Source organism: Acinetobacter baumannii (assembly GCF_009759685.1).
Taxonomy (GTDB): Bacteria; Pseudomonadota; Gammaproteobacteria; order Pseudomonadales; family Moraxellaceae; genus Acinetobacter; species Acinetobacter baumannii.
The window spans coordinates 1,512,890-1,537,454 of the sequence record NZ_CP046654.1; the positions used below are offsets into that span (position 1 = coordinate 1,512,890).

General features: G+C 40.0%; 22 protein-coding genes and 2 tRNA genes. 18 read left to right on the forward strand and 6 right to left on the reverse strand.

What is annotated here, in order from left to right:
- Positions 1-20: 20 nt before the first annotated feature.
- From GO593_RS07185 to GO593_RS07200, 4 genes are read left to right on the forward strand one after another with little or no spacing between them, the layout of a single operon-like run.
- A complete protein-coding gene (locus GO593_RS07185) occupies positions 21-3,671 on the forward strand; it encodes an outer membrane lipoprotein-sorting protein (protein ID WP_000256265.1) in 3,651 nt (1,216 codons plus the stop codon).
- Positions 3,668-4,942, forward strand: coding sequence for a hypothetical protein (locus GO593_RS07190; protein ID WP_000191725.1), 1,275 nt, complete (start codon positions 3,668-3,670; stop codon positions 4,940-4,942). Before GO593_RS07185 ends, GO593_RS07190 begins: the two co-directional genes overlap by 4 nt.
- Positions 4,943-4,995: 53 nt before the next feature.
- Positions 4,996-6,861 carry an alpha/beta fold hydrolase gene (locus tag GO593_RS07195; protein ID WP_000369415.1) on the forward strand — a complete coding sequence of 622 codons (1,866 nt, stop codon included), beginning with the start codon at positions 4,996-4,998 and terminating at the stop codon, positions 6,859-6,861.
- Entirely contained in the window at positions 6,854-7,615 is a 762-nt protein-coding gene (locus tag GO593_RS07200; protein ID WP_001286027.1) for a 4'-phosphopantetheinyl transferase family protein, read from the forward strand. Before GO593_RS07195 ends, GO593_RS07200 begins: the two co-directional genes overlap by 8 nt.
- Positions 7,616-7,713: 98 nt before the next feature.
- On the opposite strand, the gene GO593_RS07205 is transcribed toward GO593_RS07200, so the two are convergent.
- Both GO593_RS07205 and GO593_RS07210 read right to left on the reverse strand, forming a co-directional pair.
- Positions 7,714-7,789 (reverse strand) — tRNA-Gly (locus GO593_RS07205).
- Positions 7,790-7,834: 45 nt separating this feature from the next.
- Positions 7,835-7,910 (reverse strand) — tRNA-Gly (locus GO593_RS07210).
- Positions 7,911-8,140: 230 nt separating this feature from the next.
- Here GO593_RS07210 and GO593_RS07215 point away from each other — a divergent pair.
- The 5 genes from GO593_RS07215 to GO593_RS07235 all read left to right on the forward strand — a co-directional run bounded on the left by GO593_RS07215 (position 8,141) and on the right by GO593_RS07235 (position 10,975).
- A complete protein-coding gene (locus GO593_RS07215) occupies positions 8,141-8,449 on the forward strand; it encodes a BolA family protein (RefSeq protein WP_000051228.1) in 309 nt (102 codons plus the stop codon).
- A gap of 11 nt (positions 8,450-8,460) precedes the next feature.
- The gene (locus tag GO593_RS07220) at positions 8,461-8,853 is read left to right on the forward strand and encodes a SirB2 family protein (RefSeq protein WP_000338675.1); all 393 of its coding nucleotides are present in this window, start codon (positions 8,461-8,463) and stop codon (positions 8,851-8,853) included.
- Between the two features lie 76 nt (positions 8,854-8,929).
- Complete coding sequence (locus tag GO593_RS07225) at positions 8,930-9,772, forward strand: ParA family protein (protein ID WP_000957990.1); 843 nt, start codon at positions 8,930-8,932, stop codon at positions 9,770-9,772.
- 10 nt (positions 9,773-9,782) lie between these two features.
- The gene (locus tag GO593_RS07230; RefSeq protein ID WP_000677531.1) at positions 9,783-10,169 is read left to right on the forward strand and encodes a hypothetical protein; all 387 of its coding nucleotides are present in this window, start codon (positions 9,783-9,785) and stop codon (positions 10,167-10,169) included.
- Between the two features lie 215 nt (positions 10,170-10,384).
- Entirely contained in the window at positions 10,385-10,975 is a 591-nt protein-coding gene (locus tag GO593_RS07235; protein ID WP_000573143.1) for a LysE family translocator, read from the forward strand.
- A 7-nt stretch (positions 10,976-10,982) separates the two neighbouring features.
- Here the strand turns inward: GO593_RS07235 and GO593_RS07240 are convergent, their stop codons facing one another.
- Complete coding sequence (locus GO593_RS07240) at positions 10,983-11,624, reverse strand: DedA family protein (RefSeq protein ID WP_000421341.1); 642 nt, start codon at positions 11,622-11,624, stop codon at positions 10,983-10,985.
- Between the two features lie 193 nt (positions 11,625-11,817).
- Here GO593_RS07240 and GO593_RS07245 point away from each other — a divergent pair, with 193 nt between their 5' ends.
- The gene (locus tag GO593_RS07245; RefSeq protein WP_000483007.1) at positions 11,818-12,255 is read left to right on the forward strand and encodes a DoxX family protein; all 438 of its coding nucleotides are present in this window, start codon (positions 11,818-11,820) and stop codon (positions 12,253-12,255) included.
- A 59-nt stretch (positions 12,256-12,314) separates the two neighbouring features.
- Here GO593_RS07245 and GO593_RS07250 read toward each other — a convergent pair whose 3' ends face one another.
- Entirely contained in the window at positions 12,315-13,532 is a 1,218-nt protein-coding gene (locus tag GO593_RS07250) for a DUF445 domain-containing protein (RefSeq protein ID WP_169518027.1), read from the reverse strand.
- Between the two features lie 387 nt (positions 13,533-13,919).
- On the opposite strand from GO593_RS07250, the gene guaA reads away from it, so the two are divergent.
- The 7 genes from guaA to GO593_RS07285 all read left to right on the forward strand — a co-directional run bounded on the left by guaA (position 13,920) and on the right by GO593_RS07285 (position 19,746).
- Positions 13,920-15,488: a glutamine-hydrolyzing GMP synthase gene (gene guaA, locus GO593_RS07255; protein ID WP_000210750.1), complete on the forward strand. Its 1,569-nt coding sequence runs from the start codon at positions 13,920-13,922 to the stop codon at positions 15,486-15,488.
- A gap of 65 nt (positions 15,489-15,553) precedes the next feature.
- On the forward strand, positions 15,554-16,342 hold the full coding sequence (gene ant(3'')-IIa, locus GO593_RS07260; RefSeq protein ID WP_001112624.1) for an aminoglycoside nucleotidyltransferase ANT(3'')-IIa: 789 nt from the start codon (positions 15,554-15,556) through the stop codon (positions 16,340-16,342).
- 221 nt (positions 16,343-16,563) lie between these two features.
- Positions 16,564-17,091, forward strand: coding sequence for a PadR family transcriptional regulator (locus GO593_RS07265; protein ID WP_001249783.1), 528 nt, complete (start codon positions 16,564-16,566; stop codon positions 17,089-17,091).
- A gap of 60 nt (positions 17,092-17,151) precedes the next feature.
- Positions 17,152-17,457 carry a DUF3861 domain-containing protein gene (locus tag GO593_RS07270; protein ID WP_000809284.1) on the forward strand — a complete coding sequence of 102 codons (306 nt, stop codon included), beginning with the start codon at positions 17,152-17,154 and terminating at the stop codon, positions 17,455-17,457.
- Positions 17,458-17,613: 156 nt separating this feature from the next.
- Positions 17,614-18,561 (forward strand): pirin family protein, encoded by a 948-nt coding sequence (locus tag GO593_RS07275; protein ID WP_000069621.1) that lies wholly within the window; start codon positions 17,614-17,616, stop codon positions 18,559-18,561.
- Complete coding sequence (locus GO593_RS07280; protein WP_000127662.1) at positions 18,558-18,965, forward strand: OsmC family protein; 408 nt, start codon at positions 18,558-18,560, stop codon at positions 18,963-18,965. Before GO593_RS07275 ends, GO593_RS07280 begins: the two co-directional genes overlap by 4 nt.
- A gap of 112 nt (positions 18,966-19,077) precedes the next feature.
- Positions 19,078-19,746, forward strand: a complete 669-nt coding sequence (locus GO593_RS07285; protein WP_000626445.1) for a glutathione S-transferase — start codon at positions 19,078-19,080, stop codon at positions 19,744-19,746.
- A 43-nt stretch (positions 19,747-19,789) separates the two neighbouring features.
- Here GO593_RS07285 and GO593_RS07290 read toward each other — a convergent pair whose 3' ends face one another.
- Positions 19,790-20,416: an SPOR domain-containing protein gene (locus tag GO593_RS07290; RefSeq protein ID WP_000467262.1), complete on the reverse strand. Its 627-nt coding sequence runs from the start codon at positions 20,414-20,416 to the stop codon at positions 19,790-19,792.
- A gap of 153 nt (positions 20,417-20,569) precedes the next feature.
- Positions 20,570-22,360 carry an arginine--tRNA ligase gene (gene argS, locus GO593_RS07295; protein ID WP_001090284.1) on the reverse strand — a complete coding sequence of 597 codons (1,791 nt, stop codon included), beginning with the start codon at positions 22,358-22,360 and terminating at the stop codon, positions 20,570-20,572.
- A 496-nt stretch (positions 22,361-22,856) separates the two neighbouring features.
- Here argS and GO593_RS07300 point away from each other — a divergent pair, with 496 nt between their 5' ends.
- On the forward strand, positions 22,857-24,554 hold the full coding sequence (locus tag GO593_RS07300; RefSeq protein ID WP_000623106.1) for an NAD-dependent malic enzyme: 1,698 nt from the start codon (positions 22,857-22,859) through the stop codon (positions 24,552-24,554).
- Positions 24,555-24,565 lie beyond the last annotated feature (11 nt).

Consider the following 24,565-nt stretch of genomic DNA (forward strand, 5'->3'; position numbering starts at 1 on the left):
TATAAGAAGGTAGAACCACTATGGTGACCATAGAACATGCTTTCCTCATACCGGCCAAGATTGACAAGGTTTTCAACTACCTTGCAAACCCGGCCAATGATGCAGGTTGGCAATTGTCGTGTAAGCATTCTGAATTGCTAGACAGTACTCCGCGTGTGGGCAGTAAGTACGAAATCGGTTTTAACTTTATTGGTCGTGAAATGTCCTTTAAAGGTGAAATTACACATCTGGTACCGAACGAATTGTATGCGTTTAAAGTAGTGGAGGGGCCCTTTCACTACACAGGTACTTACCGTTTCAAACCACATCCGGAAGGTACATGGATTGAATGGGTGTTTGAAGCAGAGCCAGGTAGTTTTTTTGGTGTATTGCCGCCAGCACTGCTAAAAAAGATGGTGCTCGCCCAGTTCAAAAAAGATGTCGACAATCTTCAAGCATTGGCTCAGAAGGGTGAAGCCTATGAGTCGGTTGGCAATGAAAATAAACCAACTCACGAGGCCAATAAACCACCTCGTAAGACTCAACAAATGATGGAGAAATACGCGCGTTGGATTCTTAGCCACCGCCGTATTGTCTTGACTGTGGTGATGCTCTTAACACTTGCTCTGGCATATCTGGCATCTGGTGTAAAAATTATTATTGACCCAGATGCACTTGCGCCTAAAGGGCATCCCTACATCACCTCGACCAAGCTGATTGAAAAGAAATTCGGCTCCAAATATATGGTCGTGATTGGTATTACCCCGAAGCAGGGTGATATTTATCAGCCGCAAGTATTGGAGAAAGTCAAACGCATTACCGAAGAAGTTGATAATGCACCGGGCGTGGTCCGTTCCACGATGATGAGTCTGGCTGCACGTCAGGCAAAAGGTATCGAGGCGAATGCAGAAGGGTTCGATGCCAAGAAACTATTGCCGAGTAGTTCAGTCACTCAAGAAGATATCGATCACCTGAAAAAACTGCTGGCACTGAATCCAACCTATATGAATTCAGTGGTATCTAAAGATCAACAAACTGCTGCGATTTTGCTTGAGCTTGAGGAAAGTCCAGAGGGCTTCCAGAAAATGATGGGCCCGATTAATAAAATCGTAGAAAGCGAACAATCTAAAGATATGACCATCAGTGTCGGTGGCAATCCTGTGTATCTGGATAAAGCTGAAGACTACTCTAAGCGTATCAATATCTTGTTCCCGATTGCCGTATTAGTGATTGGTTTATTGCACTTTGAAGCATTCCGCAGCAAGCAAGGTTTGATTCTGCCGCTCGTTACAGCTTTGTTGGCTGTGGCATGGGGTATGGGCATGATGGGCTTGTTCAAACAGCCAATGGATATCTTTAACTCGCCTACACCAATTCTGATTCTAGCGATTGCAGCAGGGCACGCCGTGCAGTTGCTCAAGCGCTACTATGAAGATTTTGATCGTCTGATTGCTCAAGGGATGGAACCTAAAGCTGCCAATAGCGAAGCTGTAGTGCAGTCTTTGGTTCGTGTTGGTCCGGTTATGGTGTTGGCTGGTGGTATTGCAGCGGCTGGATTCTTCTCTCTGTTGACCTTCAACATTCCAACGATTCGTTCATTCGGTATTTTTACAGGGATCGGGATCATCAGTACGCTGGTGATTGAGATGACTTTTATTCCGGCACTCCGCTCAATGTTGCCACCACCTTCGGTTGTGAAGGTCAAACGCAAAGGCTTGCCAATTTGGGATTGGATTCCAAACCGTATTGGTGATGTCATTTTGTCAGTTCGTCCACGAATGATGTTAATGACTGCGATTGCGGCAATGGGCATCTTCCTTGCTATCGGCACGAGCCGTATTGTGGTAGACAACGATAGCCGTAATTTCTTCTCTCGCGACTTACCAATGCAACAAGACGACAGATTCTTGAATCAGTCTCTTGGTGGCACAAACAGCCTTTACATTATGGTTGATACCAAAGTTCGTGATGGTATTGAAAACCCTGAAATCTTAAAAGCGATTGATAATACAGAAAAGTTCGCGAACTCAATTCCAGAGGTCGGTAAAACCATCTCTATCGTGGACTATATCAAACGAATGAATCAGGCAATGAATGCCGATCAACCACAGGCATTTCAGGTTCCTGCAACCAAAGACGTTGTTGCTCAGTATCTGCTGTTGTATTCAATGTCTGGTGAGCCGACTGATTTTGATTCATACATTGATACCACTCAGCGCTATGCCAAGATCACGATTCTTCTGAAAACAGGCAGTAATCATCGTATTAAAGAAATTCTTGAATCGCTAAAAACGTATATGGCGGGTCAATTGGGTGATAAGGCTGTAGTAAGTTTTGGTGGTGATGTAACGCAGACCATTGCTTTGACTGAAACGATGGTTCACGGCAAGCTCATGAACATTCTACAAATTTCATTTGCCGTATTCTTTATTTCAGCACTGGTTTTCCGTTCGATTTCAGCTGGACTGATTGTTCTGACTCCACTTCTGTTCTCAATTCTTGCCATCTTTGGCGTGATGGGCTGGCTCGACATTCCGCTCAATATTCCGAACTCTCTCATCTCGGCCATGGCTGTAGGTATTGGTGCGGATTATGCCATTTACTTCCTCTACCGCTTGCGTGAAATCTTGCGCGAAGAAGGCGGCGATATCAAAGACGCTATTCGTAAAACTTTAAGTACTGCTGGTAAGGCTTCTCTTTTTGTCGCGACTGCGGTTGCCGGTGGGTATGGCGTATTGTCCTTATCACAAGGCTTCCACGTCCATCAATGGCTCGCGATGTTTATTGTGATTGCGATGCTTTTCAGTGTATTTACAACCTTAATTATGGTACCTACAATGATTCTAATATTAAAACCTCGTTTTATCTTTTCTTCAAAGAAGAAGAGCATTCCTGTTGCACAAACTGTGGTGACAAGCCTTTTGTTAGGTACGGCGCTTACAATGTCGATGCCTAAAACATCTCATGCAGATGAAGTTCAAGATATTGTTAATCGTAGTGATGATGCCTCTAAGTTCTTGTCTTCAACAGCTAGCGCCAAATTTATTTTGACCTCTAAAAATGGCGAGCAACGTGTACGTTTAACTAAAAATATGACCAAGCTTGCTGGAAATACTCAGAACAACATGCGTTTGACTGAGTTTATCTCGCCAGCAGATGTCCAAGGAACCACGACGCTGTTAATTGAAAATGCAAAAGGCAGCGATAGTATGTTTGTCTATTTGCCTGCATTGAAAAAAGTACGCCGTCTTGCATCGGCGAATAAAGGTGATGCTTTTATTGGTACGGACTTTAGCTATGGTGATGTTCTTGGCTATAAGCTCAGTGACTGGAAATACACGAAACTGGCAGATAGCAAATTTAATGGCAAAGATTGCTACATGATTGAAGCAACGCCAATTAATAATACGGTGAAAAGTGACTTTGGTTATAGCAAACGTCGTATGTGCATACTCAAAGACAACTTTGTTACAGCAACCATCGACATTTGGGATACAGCAGGCAAACCATTAAAACATATTGAATTCACCGATATCCGTCCTTATGGCAAAGTGAAACCAAGATGGCAAGCCATGAAATCTATGGCGAAGAATCTGCAAACTCAACATATGACACAAGTGATCGTCAATGATTTTGCGGCAGAAAAAACCTTGTCCGATAAGCTTTTCTCACCGCAGAGTCTTGAGAAATGACGCAAGGTGCCTATTGGGTATTTGTCTGCTGCAGTAGCTTTATGCTACTGCAGCATACTTATGCAGATGACAGCGAAATGAGTTTTGTGAGCCAAAACTCAGCTAGACTCGATGTGTGGTCATCAGATCGTGATTTAAGTTCGTTAAAAAACATTGGGCAAGCAAGTTTCTGGTCCAATGGTACACTCAAATTTAACCCTGCATTTAAGCTGCATTACGACATAGTGGTTTCAGACGAAACGGACCACACTGTAAACCCAGATCAGGTGAGTAAGGTAAATCGTAACTTACGTGAGTTGTATTCGTCATATAATTGGGACCAGACCGTCTATGTCGATGTTGGTCGTCAGATTGTCGTCTGGGGGAGAGCAGATGGAATTAACCCAACGGATAACCTATCGCCCCGTGACTATACGCGTCTAGTACCAGACGAGACAGATCAACGTCTAGGAAATGATGCAATCAAATTGACTTATATTCCTGAATCTGGAACCAATAAATGGACGGCATTGTGGTATCCGCGTAGTCGTTCAGATGTGATTCCATTGCGTCAGATTGCTGGTGTTCAGTATGACATAGACCGTAAGAGCCGTCCTGCATTTGCAATGCGTTGGGATTATTCTGTAGATGGTCTAGATGTAGGGGCATCGTATTTCTCAGGTTTAGATCATATGCCTGATCTGTCAGTTCTTTCAGCGTCTCCAACAGGGGAGGCCACATTGCAACTGAAAAATAACCCTATGTCCGTCTATGGGTTTGATTTCAGTTATAACCATAACGATCTCGTGTGGCGCGGTGAAGCTGCATATACAAAGACTGACTCAAATGACAGCGAAGATCTTACCCATAAGAAAAATAATTTAACTGTGGTTATGGGGCCGGAATGGTCATTAAAAAATTCTACGCTGAGTTTAGTAGGCGTGTACAAACATACGGAGGATGTGAAGTCCGCCGATAGCCTAACAAATCCATTATTGAGAGAAGTTTACCGTTATCAGCAAACAATCAGCGACCAATATGAGCAAGATCAGTATGGAGCTATGCTGCGTTATGCGCTTAACCTATTGAATGAAAATTTAAAGTTAGAGTTTACAGGATTCTATTTTGCACCAGAGCCTAATGAGTTGTTGAGAGTACGTATTAACTACAACCTCAATGATCACTGGCAGTTAAATGCAGGTGGAGATCGCTTCTGGGGCAGAAATGATACGGTACTAGGACAATTTAGAGATAACAGTCTGGTGTATGCCCAGGTTCGATATAACTTTTAAGATAACTCGCTTCAAAACAATGCTGGAGTGCCCAGTACCTAATAAGGTGATTTATGGATAATTTAAATAACGCAAAAAAAGATAATTTTTCACGGAAGACCATATTAGTAACAGGTGCAGCAGGTTTTATTGGCAGCAGATTGATCGTTGAACTTCTGCGTGAAGGTCATCAGGTGATTGCTGCGCTGCGTAATGCTGCAACCAAGAAAGATAAGCTATTAGGTTTCATTGCAACCCAAGGGCTGGCTGATCCATCTATATCTTTTGTTGAATATGATTTAAGCCGCGATTTTAAGCTGGACTCTCTATTATCGGACGCCCAGACAAAAATCCATGTAATTTATCATCTCGCAGCATCATTTAATTGGGGCATTAGCAAAGCTGAAGCTGAGCGTACCAATATTAAATCAGGGCTTGCTTTGATTGAGTGGGCTGCAACATTGAAGCAGCTTGAGCGATTTATCTGGATTGGCGGGTATCGTGTGGCTGCGCCGCCGCAAGAATCGGCTGATGAATTGTATTGCAAACATGGTGGTTATGAGGCTTCTAAAATTCTAGGGCATCAAGCTTTCATCGAGGCCTGTAAGCGTTTAAATGTGCCATGGACTGCAATAAATCCGGCGACAGTCATTGATGGTTTTTATAATTATGGCGATATGCAATATATCGGTATTGCTGACATGATTGATAAGCTCTATCAGGGACGTTTACTGGCATTACCTGGTGGCCGTGACACATTCCTGCCACTATGCAATATGCAATATATCGTGAGCTTTCTGATCCGAACGATGTCTTATCCTGAAACTATTGCTCAGGAATATATGCTGCTTGATCCTGCGACACCCAAATTTCATCGCCTAGTTCACCTAGCTGCTGAGCATTTGGGAGTTAGCTCACCACATTTACAAATACCTAAAGTTTTGCTCGAGAAATTACCAGAGGTATTACTTGACGGTTCTAAAGAGCAACTTTCTTTCATTTCTACCGAGCACTACCATGTTGCTGGGGCAGAGGCGATGGCGGCGAAGATGGGCATCGCAGACCTGATCAGTATCATGCCTTATTTTTCTCGCTGGATTGATCGCTTGGTGTTTACACGTTTTGGTCGTATGCAAGTACCAACACCTAATTCTTTTAGCTATCAGAACCGCTATTGGACAGAAATTTATACTAAACAGCCAGTTGGTTCAGAAAAAGTTTCTGCATTATTTTTACACGGCATTCCATTTGATAGTGCATGTTGGTCTCCAATCATCAATAAAATTACTTATGATCAGGTCGCTATGATGGACTTACCGGGACTTGGGCGTTCAGGTAGTTATGAAATGATGGAAGATAATAACCATCAATTTATTGATACTGCGGCAGAGCTTTTGGCACCAAATAGTGTGGTGATTGCCCACTCATTAGGATGTCTTTTTGCATTAAATCTTGCAAAGAAATATCCAGATAAAGTTGCACGCCTTATCCTTATATCACCTTATTTTGTTCAGGCACAGGCTGCAAAAATGTTTCAGATACAAGCGATATCTAAACTCATTTTCCGTTTTGTGCCGAAAGATGTGATTGCTAAAGATTTACATCCAGAGGGGCAACAAAATCTGTCAGTGAGATATGCGATGGATTCACTACGCCGCATGTCAGTGTCTAAGCATATTAGTGAGTACATGCACCACATTAATTTACCGCAGCAGCGCGCAGCACAGACAGCTTTGCTTTCTGAGCTTCGATCTAAAATCGAGATTATTGTGGGAGAGAAAGATCCAATTGTTACCCCAATCAGTCCAGATATCCCGGTACATATCATCGCTGGTGCAGGTCATAATCCACACGTTACCCATGTAGAAGCGGTTTATGATTACCTTACACCAGTTCTGACAAAGTACATCAGCACTACAGCACAGCTTAGTGATGTCTGATGTAGCGAACGTACAGGTTTATGTTTGCCCAATTTCACGGGTACCAGACAACCATCTCATATTGAGTCATTATCTCAGCTTTCTCAATGCGGCAGAAAAGCTGAGATATGATCAATATCATCCTCATGCTGCACGACTTTTCTTAATTTCTCGTGTGTTAATGAAGTCTGTTTTATCAGATAAGTTGGGTATCTCACCCCATGAGGTCATCATTCAATTACAACCTAACGGCAAACCATTTGTACGAGGCAATAAGGCTATTTATTTTAATCTTAGTCACTCAGCGGACCTTATTGTCCTTGCTGTGACAGAAAAAGGAGAAATAGGAGTCGATGTTGAAAGAATGAACCATGAGTTCGAATGGAGGCGTGTCGATAGCGTGTTAGCGCCAAGTGAAATTGAATGGATTCAGCAAAATGAATGGACTAATCCAACTAGTGTATATCAGCGTTTTTTTCAAATATGGACCTTAAAAGAATCCTATATTAAATGTACTGGTGAAGGAATGAGCCGTCATTTAAAGAAGCTCAACTTTCATGTATCACCTGAACATATACAATTTTGCGATTTAACCAAGAATGATGTGCAAAGAACCGAGCAGTATCATTTTAAAAGTTATATCTACAATTATAGTTTTATCTTTTCCCTATGTTTACAGCAGAGTCATTGCCTAGAAAGCTTTAATATAGATTGTTTTCAATTATTACCTTATATATCTACACATCGAATAACTCTAGAACCTTGCGAACAATAACTAACTTAAATCACTGCAATGAGCGATTTTGAAATTCTAAATATATAAACAGATCAAAAGAAAAAGGCACTTACCTTCCGATAAGTGCCTTTTGAATTTGGAGCGGGAAACGAGACTCGAACTCGCGACCCCAACCTTGGCAAGGTTATGCTCTACCAACTGAGCTATTCCCGCATGTATGAGCAGTTTTTACTAAAACTTTCTCAAAAAAAACCAATCTGGAGCGGGAAACGAGACTCGAACTCGCGACCCCAACCTTGGCAAGGTTATGCTCTACCAACTGAGCTATTCCCGCGTGCCGCTTATAATACATTAAGCAAAACAAGGGTCAACAACTTTATGCAAATAATTATGCTGATTGCATAAAATAAAAACAGAATTGAGTATTTAGAGTTATTTTTATTGATAAGTTGCCGAATAAATAGACATTTTGTTTGCAGTCAAAGCGTACAAGAGCAACTTTTGTTTATGTGTAGACAGGGTATACTAGGTCTAAATATACGAATAATCGTAAAAGGAAAAGCTATGAGCCTTGAGCAACAGTTGATTGAACGGTTACAGACCCTTGCACCTAGCCATTTAGAAGTCATTAATGAGTCTGCCGGCCACGGTGGTTATTTTCCTGGTAAAGAATCCCACTTTAAAGTGATTGTGGTGAGTGAAGAATTTAACGGCTTGCGTTTGGTTCAGCGTCATCAAAAAGTTTATGCCTTGGCTTCTGATTTAATGAATCCAGGACAAATTCATGCTTTAGCAATCCACGCTTATTTACCAAGTGAGTGGCAAGGCCAAGCGCCAGCGAGTCCAGAATGTGCACATGCACCTAAAAGCTAAGGGCTTAGTTTATGGATGCACATTTACTCACTAAAATTATCCATATGACTGCGGTAGCAGCCGCACTTATGGTTTTTGTATTACGCGCTTCTACACTATTTATTGGTGTACAAGGTGAACAACCTAACCCAGCAGGGCGTAAAGCTTTAGTTGCTTTACAGCATTTGTCATTTACCGTGGTTTTCATTACCGGAGCAATTTTACTGGTGATGAAGAACTTTCAGGTACAGCCATGGTTCTACGCTAAAATTATCTTATTTTTAGTGCTCTTATCATCTTTAATGAAAGCCTTTAAAAAGGATGACACTATTTTACTAGCTCAGCGCCGTGCGGGTTTGGTCATTAGTGCAATCGCATTTGTTGCCATTATTATTCTGGTGATAGTGAAACCTGTTTTTGCTTAATTGTTCTACATTCTTTGCCTTTTTGCGTAAGCTCTAGGTTAAACTGCATACAGTAAAAAAATATGTAGAGGGAAACATGTTAACTCGTGTGGTGTTTAACCAAAAAGGCGGTGTAGGGAAATCAAGTATTACTGTAAATTTGGCTGCCATTAGTGCCAAACATGGCTTAAGGACCTTGGTTATCGATCTTGATCCTCAAGCCAATTCAAGCCAATACCTTTTAGGCGAAGAAGCAACATACGCTGCTGATAAAGCAGTTTTAGAACCAAATATTGAAAACTTCTTTGAAGATGTGCTGGGAAATAATCAACAAAAAGGTTTAATTGGGAACGCACTGGGCTCAATTCTAAAAGCTCCACGCAACAAAGATCTCGACAGTTTTGTACACTCTACATCCTTTGCAAAATTAGATGTGCTTCCGGCTAGCCCTACGCTCGGTGCTCTTGAACATGCACTTGAAAGCAAACATAAAATTTATAAATTGCGTGACTCTATTCAAAGCTTGGTTGGGCGCTATGACCGCATTTATATTGACACACCTCCAGCCTTTAACTTTTTCACATTGTCTGCATTAATTGCAGCAGATAAGGTCCTGATTCCTTTCGACTGTGATGTCTTTTCAAAGCGTGCTTTACAAACATTGATTGAAAATGTTCTCGAAACGCAAGATGATCATAATGATCGCTTGGAAATTGAAGGAATTGTGGTGAATCAGTTCCAGTCCCAAGCAAAGCTACCTCGGGAAGTGGTTCAACAGTTAAAAGATGAAGGGTTACCCGTGCTCAATAGCATGTTACCGCCTTCGATTTTGATGAAAGAATCACATCAGAAAAATTTACCTTTGGCTCACTTAGCGCCAGAACACAAATTGACTCAGTCTTATGAGGCATTGTTCAGCGAAATTGAACCAAAACGATAAGAGAAAAATGATGAAAGGCTTATATATTGTGCCTTTGGCAGCGGCCACTTTACTATTGAGCGCTTGTGCTACAACGGTAAAACCGACTTATGTGTCTCCGACGCAGTATCAATCTTTGAGTTGCCAGCAACTACAAAGTGAATATAACCGTATTCAACAATATATCGACAATGGTGTACAGACACCAAAAAGTACAGGTATGGGCGTTGGGCTCGGGCTTGGCGGTGGCTGGGGACGAGGCGGTTGGGGATTCGGCCCATCCATCTCTGTCAATATGGGACAATCTTCTTCAACCAAAAACACCGAACTTTCACGTGTATTAGGTCAACAAGAAGCCATTGTTCAGGCTGCTCAGTTCAAGAATTGTCCAATTATTGTTCGGAAAAAGACGAATTAATCATCGGTTTTGCATCACAATATGCTAACTAATTGCATATTGTGATGAATAAAGTTTAGCAAAATGTTTCATAATAAAATTATTATAAATCAATAATTTTTTAAAGATAAGCCTTAGAATAACTTGTATTCTTTCTAATCAGAATACGCTCTAAACTTGCTATATTTTGCCCATTTCGTTTAATGTTGCCGCATCTTTACTAATGTGGAAATTATATGATTGAGAGCTGGTTTTTTGTATTAGCAATGTTGGCTGTTTTACTTATTCCGGGCCCGACAAACGCATTACTTGCAACCGCCGCTCACTCACAAGGTTTATCTAAAACATTCTGGCTTATTCCAATGGAATGGTTGGGCTACGCTTATGGCATTAGTTTTTGGGCGGTGTTCATTCATTTGGCAGATCCGGTTTGGCCTGCACTACTGCTTATTTTGCACATCACTAGCGTATTATATGTATTCTGGATGGCATTCCGCTTATGGAAAACCACGCATTTACAACAATTTAGCCAAAATCATCGTAATATTCGCCCACGTCAATTATTCTTCTCAACTTTAAAAAATCCTAAGTCTTTACTTTTTGCCGCAGGTATTTTCCCCGCTGAAACATGGAATTCGCCTGAAAATTTTCTCATGGTTCTGGCTGCTTTTACTTTGATTCTTATTCCAGCAGCAAGTTTCTGGATGTTTTTCGGACGTGCTTTATTGACGGGATCAATGAAAAAAATAAAGGCCGATCATCTATATAAAGGATCGGCCATGTTACTTATTTTATGTATGCTTCCGGTGGTATTCCGTTTTTTCTAATTGCTCTTTAAACGTTAGCTTTTCGATTTTTTAGCTTTTGACGTATGAAGCCGATCACACCCGGTAAAATACTAATAATAATGATGCCAAAAATAAGGTGGGTAAAGTTATCTTTTACAAGTGGATGTCCACCGAAGAGATAGCCTAAAGTGACAAAAGAAGCTACCCAACAGAATGCGCCAATTACGTTATAAGTTAAGAAAAACTTATAATTCATGCTGCCAGCGCCAGCAACGAAAGGTGCAAAGGTACGAGCAAATGGAATGAAACGTGCAAAAATAATAGTCTTGCCACCATGACGGGCGAAGAATTCATGAGTCTTAATTAAATGTTGCTTATTAATAAAGCGTGAATTCATCTCAAATACACGTGGACCGATAAAACGCCCAATATGATAGTTCACTGTATCGCCTAAAACCGCGGCAATGAAGAGTAGAATGCCCAGTAACCAAGGGTCCATTGTGCCTGTAGAAGCCGCTAAAGCACCTGCTGCGAACAGTAAGCTGTCACCCGGTAAGAACGGCATAACCACTAAACCGGTTTCGACAAAAATAATTAAAAATAAAATGCCATAAATCCACGTCCCGTAATTTGTGATAAATTCGGCGAGATGCTGATCAACGTGTAGAATAAAATCAAGAAGTTCCATGAGATGATTAAGTGGTAAACCGTGCTCAAATCCTAGCAGCGAGCCTATAGAAAGTCAGTATAAAACATCAAAAATATACAAATTGATCATCCTATTTGTGCAACGATATATATGGATTTTGAGTATTTAATTATCAATGTCCCAAACCTAGAATAAGTTCATCAACAAATAAGCATTAAATAAAGGTGGCAATATGTTTAATCCAAATGTGGTGGTCAAAAATATCGTGACGCAACCAGGCGCAGACAGTTTTATTAGCCTTGTTGCTCGTCTTCTTATCGCTTATATCTTTCTTGCTGCTGGTTGGGGGAAAATTACCGGTTATGCAGCAACTGCAGGATATATGGAAGCAATGGGTGTTCCAGGTGGACTTCTACCATTAGTTATTCTGGTTGAGTTCGGTGGTGGTTTAGCGTTGTTATTTGGTTTCCAAGCACGTTTCGCAGCTTTTGGTCTTGGGATCTTTAGCATCTTAACTGCGTTCTTATTTCACCAAGGTGGGGCTGATGCAGCAGCACAATATAACAATGGCATCCACTTTATGAAAAATCTTGCAATGGCAGGTGGTTTATTCTTCTTGATGCTTCACGGTGCTGGACGTATTAGCCTCGACCATGCAATTGAAAAATAATATCTAAAGCAAAATAAAAACCGGATGATTCATTCATCCGGTTTTTTTATATTTAAAAATTAAAGCATAAACTGGATTTGTAGCTCACCAACAACAAAACCAAGTACTGCGCCTACTGCAATGAGTGCCCACTCATCTTCTTTAAAGGCTGGACGTAGCATACCTTCAAATTCCGAAGGCGTTAATTTCTGCATACGCTCAATCAGGGTATTGCGAATATTCATGGCATCTTCTGCATAAGACTCAACATATTTCATGGTCTCTGGAAGTTGCTGCATGATACGTTCCGCAACCTGAGTTTTCATATTCTGGTATTTTTCTCCACCAATTGCATAAACAACGAGTGGGCGGATTACACCTGCTTGCATGTCAATTTCCTGTTTGACATGACGGTTAACCAGCTCAATAACACGTGCAGAGTGTGTACCTGAAAACAACTCTTCCATCATATGACGTGAAGTCAAAAGTTGTTTGGAAATTAAAGCTGCATAGTCAGCTGCCACTTCATTTTGACGTTTAATAAATAGACCTTGCCATGTATAGCCCAATATTTTTTTCGGATAGAGGGGTCTAAACATCATTTGTAGGGCAATCCAGTCACTAAAAAAACCTACAAATCCGCCAAACAGAGGTAGCATCCAAGGATATTTTCCTTGTGTGACAATCCAGCAGAGCATCTGGATCACACCAATACCAAAACCAAATACAAAACCAACGTTACTGAAAAACTTAAACTCTTGTTTGCCTACACGTTTAAAAATATTGTTCAGTAGGCGTTTGTCTTTAAGTAAATTACTAATGACTAAATGTTTAATATCAAAATATCGATTTACGTCACGTTGCACTTCACTCATGATGTGCTCGACAATTTCCGGGGCTTTTGATTGCACTCTGCGGATCAGTCTTTGGCGGGCAAACTCAGGCATGCCTTCCCATAAGCCTGGTTGATATTCTTGAGCAACCTCACGGGTAATATCTTCTGCTGCTGCCATTAATGGTTTTTCAATTTCTTTAGCAATACGCTTTGGGTCAAGGCGAGCAAAAATTTCTTCGGGCTTAATGAGCTTAGCCGTCATAAGCTCTACAGCAGTCGTTGCCATTTTTTCGGCTTTACGAGGCACAATACCTTGCCAGCCAAAAAACGGTTTAATACCTTTAAATTCAAGTGGTGAAAACATCATTTGAATGGCAATCACTTTAGTGACATAGCCAATTAAACCACTCATGAAAGGAATAGAGACATACAACCAAAAATGTTGCTGGAAATCTGCAATCATAGTTTGAAGCATTGTTGTTCCTTAGATTTCTATTGATTTTGATATGGGGCAACAAGCCATAAAAAACGGATAACTGTTTAAGGTCAGACAAATATCGCTTAATGGTATTTACCTTTCCATGGTAATGCCTGTTTTATCGGGTCATCTTAACATCAAATTCATTATGATGTTGCATAGAATGTGATGAATTTATCAATGTGCATGAAGTTCTAAAGTAACTTTTAGGGTGTTGATAAATATAAATAAATAATATTTTATATCGATTATTCTAACTATTAAAATGATTCTAATATGAAAAAAATAAGATATATGATGATTTGCGGTGCGTTGAAGCGTGAAAAATGTTAAAATGGCGCGCTTAATTCTTTTGCCATTTAGTGGTTTGTCATGACTACCAATACTCAAATTACTGAAGATCGTATCCTGATCCTGGATTTCGGCTCTCAATATAGTCAGCTCATTGCACGTCGTGTACGTGAAGCTGGTGTTTACTCTGAAATGTATGCCTTTGATATGTCTGAAGAAGACATCCGTGCTTTTAAGCCAAACGGTATCATTTTATCAGGTGGACCTGAGAGTGTGCATGAAGAGGGCAGCCCTCGCGCACCGCAAGTGGTGTTTGAATTAGGCGTTCCAGTATTGGGTATTTGCTATGGTTTACAAACCATGTCTGAACAGTTAGGCGGTAAAGTTGAGCCGGGTACTGTACATGAGTTTGGTTATGCCGAAGTTGATATCGTTAAACGTGACCAACTCATTGGCAACTTACAAGACCGCGAAAACCAACTACACGTTTGGATGAGCCACGGCGACAAAGTGAGCCAGATTCCAGAAGGTTTTACGATTACTGCAAGCACACCAAGCTGTCCAGTTGCTGCTGTAAGTGATGAAACACGCCGTTTTTACGGTGTTCAGTTCCACCCAGAAGTAACACACACGGCAAAAGGTGAAGAGCTACTTTCTAATTTCGTTCACAAAATTTGTGGATGTGGTGGCCTTTGGACACCTGAACACATCATCGATTTGCGTGTAGAGCAGTTACGTGAGCAAATTGGTAACGAGAAAGTACTTTTAGGTCTTTCTGGTGGTGTTGACTCATCTGTTGTTGCTGCGCTTTTACACAAAGCGATTGGTGACCAATTAACATGTGTATTTGTTGATAATGGTTTACTTCGTTTAAACGAAGGTGACCAAGTGATGCAAATGTTTGCTGAAAACATGGGTATTCGTGTTATTCGTGCAGATGCAGAGGCGCGCTTCTTAAATGCCCTAGCTGGCGTTACCGATCCTGAAGCAAAGCGTAAAATTATTGGTCGTGAGTTTATTGAAGTATTTGCTGAAGAAGCACGTAAACTTGATGGCGTGAAATTCTTGGCGCAAGGTACAATTTACCCAGACGTAATTGAATCTGCTGCAAGCAAACAAGGTAAAGCACACGTTATTAAATCTCACCACAATGTGGGTGGTTTACCAGACGATTTAGCATTTGAATTGGTTGAGCCTTTACGTGACTTGTTTAAAGATGAAGTACGTAAATTAGGTACTACACTTGGCTTGCCACATAGCATGATCTACCGTCATCCATTCCCGGGCCCAGGTTTAGGCGTTCGTATTTTGGGTGAAGTGAAAAAAGAATATGCAGATATTCTTCGTCTTGCTGATGATATCTTTATGCAAGAGCTTCGTGACAGCGGCTGGTATGACAAAACAGCTCAAGCATTTGCTGTATTCCAACCTGTTAAATCAGTAGGTGTAGTCGGTGATGGCCGTCGCTATGCATGGGTGATTGCGCTTCGTGCAGTTGAAACAGTTGACTTTATGACAGCTCGTTTTGCACATTTACCATACGAATTGGTTGATAAAATCTCAACACGCATTATGAACGAAATTAAAGATGTATCACGTGTGGTATACGACGTGTCATCTAAACCACCAGCAACGATTGAGTGGGAATAATCAAATGAAAAGGCAGGATTAAATCCTGCCTTTTTTATATCTGTTTCTTCCGAAGGAGGTGAGAGATGCCTGATTTCATTCAGTTAGAATATCTACAAGAAAAATTACAGCAACTTTTAGCGGAATCATTATTTGCAATCTATCTTTATGGTTCAGCTGTTGATGGTGGCTTAGGGCCAGAAAGTGACCTTGATGTTCTGGTCGTGGTTACTCAACCATTAACATCTGCTTTACGCGAGCAGCTTGCACAAGAATTACTAAAAATTTCACAGCCTGTTGGGGAATTACAAAGACCATTAGAAGTTACTATTTTATTAAAAGATGAGATTCAGGCTGGAAATTATCCTTTAAGTTATGAAATGCAGTTTGGTGAATGGCTACGTGAAGAACTTAAAGAAGGTGGAACATTAAGTTCGCAGAAAGACCCAGATATTAGTATATTGCTTAGAAAAGCGAGATTTCATCATACAGTTTTATTTGGTCCAGCTTTGGACCAATGGGCACCTGAAATTTCTGATCAAGAACTATGGCAAGCAATGTCTGATACTTATCCCGAAATTGTAGCTCATTGGGATGAGGATGCAGATGAAAGAAACCAGATTTTAGCTTTATGCCGGATCTATTTTAGTTTAGTCATGAAGGATATTGCTTCAAAAGACAATGCAGCTCGATGGGTTATGCCTCAGCTTCCTCCTGAGCAGAAATTCGTATTGCAGCGGCTTATACAGGAATATAGAGGGGAAATAGGCAAACAAAATTGGCAAGAGGAACATTATGCTTTGCAGCCTATTGTTAATTTTCTGAGTTCAAAAATTGAAGAGCAGTTTGAGCAGAAAAGAAATTTGATCACATAATAATTTTTTAGATTCTGGCTTTTTTACCGACTTTACTAAACATACGGCTATATAAGAGTGCTTAAGCACTCTTTTTTTATTACTTAACATTTAAAGAAAATAATATTAATTTTAATAATTATCAAAGTAATAGATTGGCTTTTATTACTTTTTCTTGATATAAGATACATTAAGATATATCTTAATGGTTATAAGTTGGGTATATCAGAGAACTTCCAAAGATGAGACAACAATCAGAACATCATCATGCTGAATATAATGACCATCATCACGGCCATCACCGTTCGGGGCGTCGTGGGAGACTTTTTGAAGCTGGACGTATGAAACTTTTAGTCCTTCATCTTATTCAGCAAAGCCCTAAGCATGGTTATGAAATTATTAAAGAAATAAGTGATTTGGTAGGCGATGGCTATACGCCAAGTGCAGGAACAATCTATCCGACTTTAACTAGCCTGGAAGAAATGAACCTCATTAACTTGCTAGATGTAGAGCGTAAACAATATCAAATTACGGAATTTGGGGAAGCTTATTTAAATGAACACCAAGACAAGCTAAGTGGGTTGTTAGAGAAATTGCGTTTGAGACGTGAAATTCACAGTAATGATCAATTAATCGAAATTCACCGTGCCATGGAAAACTTAAAGACGGCTTTACGTTTGAAATTGAATACCACTGAGTTGAAGCAAGAGCAGATCTATCAAATTGCTGAAAAAATTGATCAGGCTGCTGTTGCGATTGGGCGCCTATAAGTGGACCTTAAACAGGTTGAAATTATTTAAAAACTATCAACTTTAATAGAGAGTTTATGTATGAAACAGCATCAATATCACGTTACGGTACAACATTTAAAAGATGCCAAAGGGGAAGTTTCTACCTATACGGAAAGGCTCGAGTTCTATACTGGTAATCATGACGATATTTTTGAGATTGTTGAAAAGTTAAAGAACGCAGAATTTTTTGATGATCAAACCACAAAGTCTTTTGCGGTCGGTCTAAAGTTATTTAGTGAAGTCATGTTAGAAAATCGAGACCATCCATTGTTTCAAGAATTCTTGCCACAGTTTGGGCAATTTATGAAGAATTTAAAACAACAAGTTAAGACTCAATCACCTTAAGTTGGCCATATACCTTTAAATTTTCGATTGTTAAAAATTGATTGTCTCATTCATGGCACCCTGTGTATTACTAAAAGACTATATTGAATAATGAGTGTATTGTTAAGATCAGTATAACGACTCATTGCACAAGCATAGGTAAAAGAGAGTAATATCATGAGCAATAATAACGATTACGATATTTCGGATTCAAAGGATTGCGAAAAATTTGCCAATCAATTTATTCAGGAATTTCCAATTCGCTCTGCCGAAATTGGACAGGGGACGGTGATTAAGCGGGCTTTACCTAGTCGACAAAAAAGAATGATTGGGGCGTGGTGCTTTTTAGATCATGCAGGACCAGTAACATTTCCTGCTGGCAATGGTTTAGATGTAGGACCTCATCCACATATTGGTTTGCAAACCTTCACTTGGATGATTGAAGGGACCATGATGCATACCGATAGTTTAGGGTCAAAGCAATTAATTCGCCCTAAACAGGTAAACTTGATGACAGCAGGACATGGTATTTCTCATACCGAGGTTGCACCTGATACTGAAACTCAAATGCATGCGGCACAGCTCTGGATTGCATTGCCGGACCATAAGCGCAACATAGATCCGAAATTTGAACATTATCCCGATCTTCCTGTTGTTGAAAAAGACGGCCTGGAATTTACTGTACTGGTGGGTGAATATTTAGAGACGACTTCTCCAGTTGTGGTTCATACACCGTTAGTAGGGGTTGATCTCATTGCTACCCAAGATACTAAAACACGTATTCCACTAAATCCTGAATTTGAATATGGTTTTATGGCATTAGATGGCGTAGCTCATGTGAATGGCCATGAACTTACTGCTGACAATATGGTTGTATTAGATACAGGTTTGAACGAAATTGAGATTGAAGTAAAGAAAGGGAACCGTGTGCTATTAATCGGTGGTGAACCTTTTGAAACTCCGATCTTATTATGGTGGAATTTCGTTGCACGTACGATGGACGATTTAAAAGAAGCACGTGAGCAATGGGTTAATCATGACGTGCGTTTTGGTGAAATTCCAGATTATGTGGGTGCCCGCTTAGAAGCACCAGTTCTTCCAGATCAAATGAGAGCATCAAAATGACAGCAGTAATTGCGAGCAGTAAAGCAAAGCCTCTTGCAGAACAATGGAAAGGTGAAATTACCAGCGGCCGTCATCAATACTTTTGTGATGAGCCTGAAAAGCTAGAAGGGCATGATCAAGGGCCTGCACCTTATGATTTGCTTACCGGAAGTCTGGCAGCATGTACACTTATTACTTTAAGAATGTATGCAAAACATAAGGGTTATGATTTTGGTGAGTACTCGGTTGAAATTGATTTTCATACCAATCGAGAGCATGAAGAACATATCGAGCGTCGTATTGTTTTTAAAGAACTTCCAAACGAAGAACTTCAGCAAAAAATCTTAACCATATGCAGTAAAACCCCAGTCACTAAAACTTTGTTACGTAGTTTAGACATTCATACTGTGCTTGTTACAGCATAAAAATGCTATTTTGTTGCGGTGGATGATTTATATCCATCCCAAAAATGGAATAAAACAGCATGATCACATGCTGTTTTTTATGTAAAAAAGAAAAATAAAAGTAGGCAATACCATGATTAGTGTACACCACCTGGAATGTTCGCGATCGTTTCGGATTTTATGGGCTTTAGAAGAGTTAGGCTTGGATTATGATATTCATTTTTATCAACGTCTTCCGAACTATTCAGCACCAGAAACATTGAAATGTATTCATCCGCTTGGCAAGGCACCTATTTTGACAGATGATGAGCAAGTTATCGCAGAATCGGCTGTTATTTTAGAGTATTTGCAGCAGCGATATGATCAAAAACAGCAGTTTAAACCTAAGCAAGCTCAGGATTTACAGCAGTATATTTACTGGATGCACTATGCCGAAGGCTCACTTATGCCGTTATTAGTGATGACTTTGGTCATGAACAACGTCAATAAACATGTACCTTGGCTAATTCAGCCTGTAGCAAAGAAAATTACAGAAGGGGTTAAAGCAAATTTTGTTCGTCCACGTATGAAAGATCATATTAGTTTTTTAGAAAATTATTTGGCTGAGCATGAATATTTTGCAGGGGATTTTTCATTTGCAGATATTCAAATGAGTTTTCCACTAGAGGCTTTACAGTCACGTCTTCAAGGTAAATATCCGCATATTCAAGCATTCTTACATCGGATTCAGCAAAGACCAGCTTTTCAAAAAGCGAGACAGAAAGGTTTAGGGTCAAACGAAAGAAATTGTGCTGATATATAAAAGAAAAGGAACAAATATTTGTTCCTTTTTTATTGCTTAATCTTTATCTGCGTTTAATCACAATAGAGTCAATACCGCTATGCTGCAATGTTTGTTGAGCAGCGAGAGCAGCTTCTTGAGTGTCATATGGACCAGAAATAACACGATACCAAGTTTTTCCATTCTCAGAGCTTTTAATTACATCAGCCGATAAGCCATTTAAAATGATTTCTGCACGTCGAGCATCTGCTTGATCGGGGTCAGTATAGCTTCGAACTTGTAAAATATAATTTGGTTGTTGAGGTATAGCAGCTGTTGAGTCAGTAGTGTCGTCAGTGCTTACACTTGCAGGTTCAGAAGCGGCAGGTTGAGCTGTACTAGGTGCTTCTACAATCATGGCAGTACCCTGATTTTTACTTTCTGGAATTGCCTGTTCCGGAATAGGAGTGACCTGCTGTTGAGGCAATAGATCATAAAAGCGGTAATCTTTATTGGTTTCTTCTTCTTTATAGTGCTCAGAAGTAATCTGGTTTTTTGAGGAAACAGGTTGCCACGGTTTCCAAAGCATGAGCATTACTGCGATACATAAGACCGCTAAAATAGCGACAAGTGTCCCTAACCATTTAGGAATTAAAGGCTTTTTAGGCTTGTTAGGTCTTTCAGATACACCGCGTTGCGTTTTGCCAAACACGTGGATTATTCCTCTGTATTTTGATTGTTTTATTTCGAGTTTAGTTCTCGTTTACTTTAAAACATCGCTTCGCATAGATAGATTTCCTTGCAAAGCGTTATTTCTTACAACATGAAGGGGTATATGGCTTTGACCAAACACCCCAACACTAACTTACATGGCTTCAGGTGCAGAAACACCGAGTAATTCTAAGCCATTGCGCAATACTTGCTGTACATTGATTGAAAGTAATAAGCGTGCTTGTGTAAGTTCAGCATCATCACTTAAAACTTTGTGTTCATTGTACCAACCGTGGAATAGCGCAGCTAATTCTTTTAAGTAGTTACCTACTTGGTGTGGTTCATATGCATTAGCAGCACGTAACACAACGTCTGGATATGCAGCCAGTTTAGCAAGAATTTCAGTTTCTGCATCAAGTGATAAACGTGCAGCATGTGAACGAGCAGCACTTACTTCAAATTGTAAGCCAGTGCTTGCTGCTTTTTCTAGCATACGGCAAATACGTGCATGAGCGTATTGAATATAATACACCGCATTGTCTTTACTTTGTGAAACAGCAAGGTCAAGGTCAAAGTCAATGTGTTGTTCACTTTTACGCATCACGTAGTAGAAACGAGCTGCATCATTGCCGACTTCTTTACGCAAGTCACGTAAAGTCACGAACTGACCTGAACGAGATGACATTTGAACCATCTCACCACCGCGCCATAAGCTTACGAACTGAACTAAAAGAACAGTTAATTTTTTCGAGTCATAACCCATTGCATCAATCGCAGCTTTTACGCGAGAGATATAACCGTGGTGGTCAGAACCCCAAATATCAACAAGGTCAGTATAACCACGTTGTAGTTTATTTAAGTGATATGCAATGTCAGATGCAAAGTAAGTCGTTTGACCATTACGGCGCTTCACAACACGGTCTTTTTCATCACCAAATTCAGTCGATTTAAACCAGATGTTGCCATCTTTTTCATATAAGAAGCCGCGTTGATCAAGTGTTTCTAACGCTTCGTCAATTTTTGCGCTAAGAGATGCTTCACTAAACCATTGGTTAAAGGTTACGCCGAAGTCAGCAAGATCATCTTTAATATCATCTAAAATGGCATGAAGTGCTGCTTGATGGAATACGCGGTAGCCTTCACCTAATAATTGTTGTGAATTGGCAATTAGGCCATCAATATGCTTTTCTTTGTCGCCAGATAATACGACTTTGTTGCCTTCGCTATCTAGCTCTTCAGCATATTGCACGTCTTCTGGTACATCTTTATAAACATTCGCAACTTCACGAACGTAAGCATCGCCATCTTTATCAATGATGCCTTGTGCGATTTCTTTAACGTAATCGCCTTGATATGCATTTTTAGGGAATACAAGGTTTTGTCCAAGTAATTCCAAATAACGTAAATAAGTAGAAGTCGCCAAAATATCCATTTGACGGCCAGCATCATTTACATAATATTCGCGATCAACTTTAGCACCTGTCGCTTCAAGCAAGTTTGCAACAGTCATACCATAAGCAGCCCCGCGGCCATGACCTACGTGTAGGCTAGACGTCGGGTTTGCAGAAACGAATTCAACTTGAATCTTTTTAGCTGCATTTGATTGGCTACGACCAAAGCTTTCTTTTTGAGCCTGAATCTGGTCAAGAATTGCAAAACGTTGATCTGCATTTAAAAAGAAATTGATAAAACCAGGGCCTGCAATTTCAGCTTTGCTGATGTCTGCAACTTCTGGTAGCGCTGCTAGAATTTTCTCAGCTAAATCGCGTGGTTTCATACCAGCAGCTTTAGAGCCGATCATGGCAATATTAGAAGCAAAATCGCCATGGCTTCGGTCTTTGGTGCGTGTTAAATTGCTTGAATTATTCCAATCCGAAGGAAGCACACCTTCTTGCTGAAGGGTTTGCACTGCATGGTCGAGAGCTGCTTGTATTGCCGTATTCATATCAATCGAAAATAGATGTCGCAGAAAAACGTCAAATATAGCAAATTTCCTATGAGTTAGGGGAGTGCATTTAACGCTTTCATTTAATTTCTTTCTTGAAGTTTCATGGAACTATTTTTTTTGTAAATATTAAAAAATGAACATAATTAAATTCTAAAAATACGTAAATACAGGCTTTTTAGGTAATATTTTTGAAATTATAAGATAGTAAAACACTTGGTATTTTTTATGGAAATGTAAGATAGGGTAAAAATATAAGATTCTAAGTCAGATATAGAGTTGAGAAAGAATAATTTAAAAAAATATGAAAAATGTAAGTAATTAATTTTTAATATTAATTTTGTTATATATTTTTTCTAAATAGTATTTAATTTCAATATCACAGTTTAAAATACCTATTTTGTATTAAATAGTCTTAAGCTTACGCATACAACGAGCTTTAGAGAGTGCTGAAACTGTACTTTTCTGAGTTCTAAGCTGGAAAATGAGATAGGCAATGATATCAGGTCACCCAAGTAAACATCCCCTTTATATCCCTTATGCAGGCTATACACTTTTAGAGTTACCCCTTTTAAATAAAGGGTCCGCTTTCACTCAAGAAGAAAGAAGTAACTTTAACTTACACGGGTTACTTCCACATATTATTGAAACTATTGAAGAGCAAAGCCAACGCTCTTATCAGCAATATTGCGCTTTCAATGATGATATTAATAAGCACATCTATTTACGTAATATCCAAGATACCAACGAAACTCTGTTCTACCATTTAATTGAAAATCATCTTGAAGAGATGATGCCAATTATTTACACGCCGACCGTAGGTGAGGCATGTCAACGTTTCTCTGATATCTATCGCCGTCATCGTGGTGTTTTTATTTCATATCCAGATCGCGATGTGATTGATGATATTTTGCAGAACGTTAATAAAAATAACGTTAAAGTCATCGTGATTACGGATGGTGAACGTATTTTAGGTCTTGGTGATCAAGGCATTGGCGGCATGGGTATTCCAATTGGGAAACTTTCGCTTTATACCGCATGTGGTGGTATTAGCCCTGCGTACACATTGCCAATCACAATTGATGTAGGGACGAATAACCCTCAATTATTAAATGACCCGATCTACATGGGATGGCGTCAACCACGTATTAGTGGTGATGAGTATTATGAATTTGTAGATATGGTGATTGAAGCTGTAAAACGTCGTTGGCCAAAAGCACTCATCCAGTTTGAAGATTTCGCACAAAAAAATGCGATGCCGCTATTAGAAAAATATCGCGATAAAATTTGTTGTTTCAATGATGATATTCAAGGAACAGCGGCAGTTTCTGTTGGTAGTCTAATTGCTGCAAGCCGTGCAGCAGGCAAACAATTAAAAGATCAGAAAATTGCTTTCTTAGGTGCGGGTTCAGCGGGTTGTGGTATTGCAGAGCAAATCGTTGCACAAATGGTTTCAGAAGGTCTAACCGATGCTGAAGCACGTGCTCGTGTTTACATGGTAGATCGTTTTGGTTTAATCACTGAAAACCAGCCGAACCTATTAGACTTCCAGCGTAAGTTAGCTCAAAAAGCTGAAGTAGTAGATCAGTGGGGCAACATTGAAGAAGTAATTTCGTTACTTGATGTGGTTAAAAATGCCAAGCCTACAGTGTTAATCGGTGTTTCTGGTCAGCCAGGCCTATTCACCGAAGAAATTATTAAGACCATGGCTGCCAATTGTGAACGACCAATTGTGATGCCGTTATCTAACCCGACTTCACGTGTGGAAGCTGTACCAGCTGATATTGTGGAGTGGACTGAAGGAAAGGCACTAATTGCAACGGGTAGTCCATTTGCGCCTGTAAATCATCACGGCAAGCTTTACAATATTTCGCAGTGCAATAACTCATACATCTTCCCTGGTATTGGTTTAGGTGTAGTAGCATCAGGTGCTAAACGTGTTACAGAAAACATGCTTATGGCTTCAAGTAGTGCATTAGCAGACTGTTCACCGTTGCTGAAAGATCCACAAGCTGACTTATTGCCACCTTTAGGCGAAATTCAACAAGTGTCTAAAGTGATTGCATTTGAAGTGGCAAAAGCTGCAATGGCAGACGGCGTGGCTGTAACCATTAGTGATGATTTGCTTAAGCAGAAGATTGATCAATCATTCTGGAAGCCAGAATACCGGAAATATAAGCGTATTCCTTTCTAAGAATGAGAATA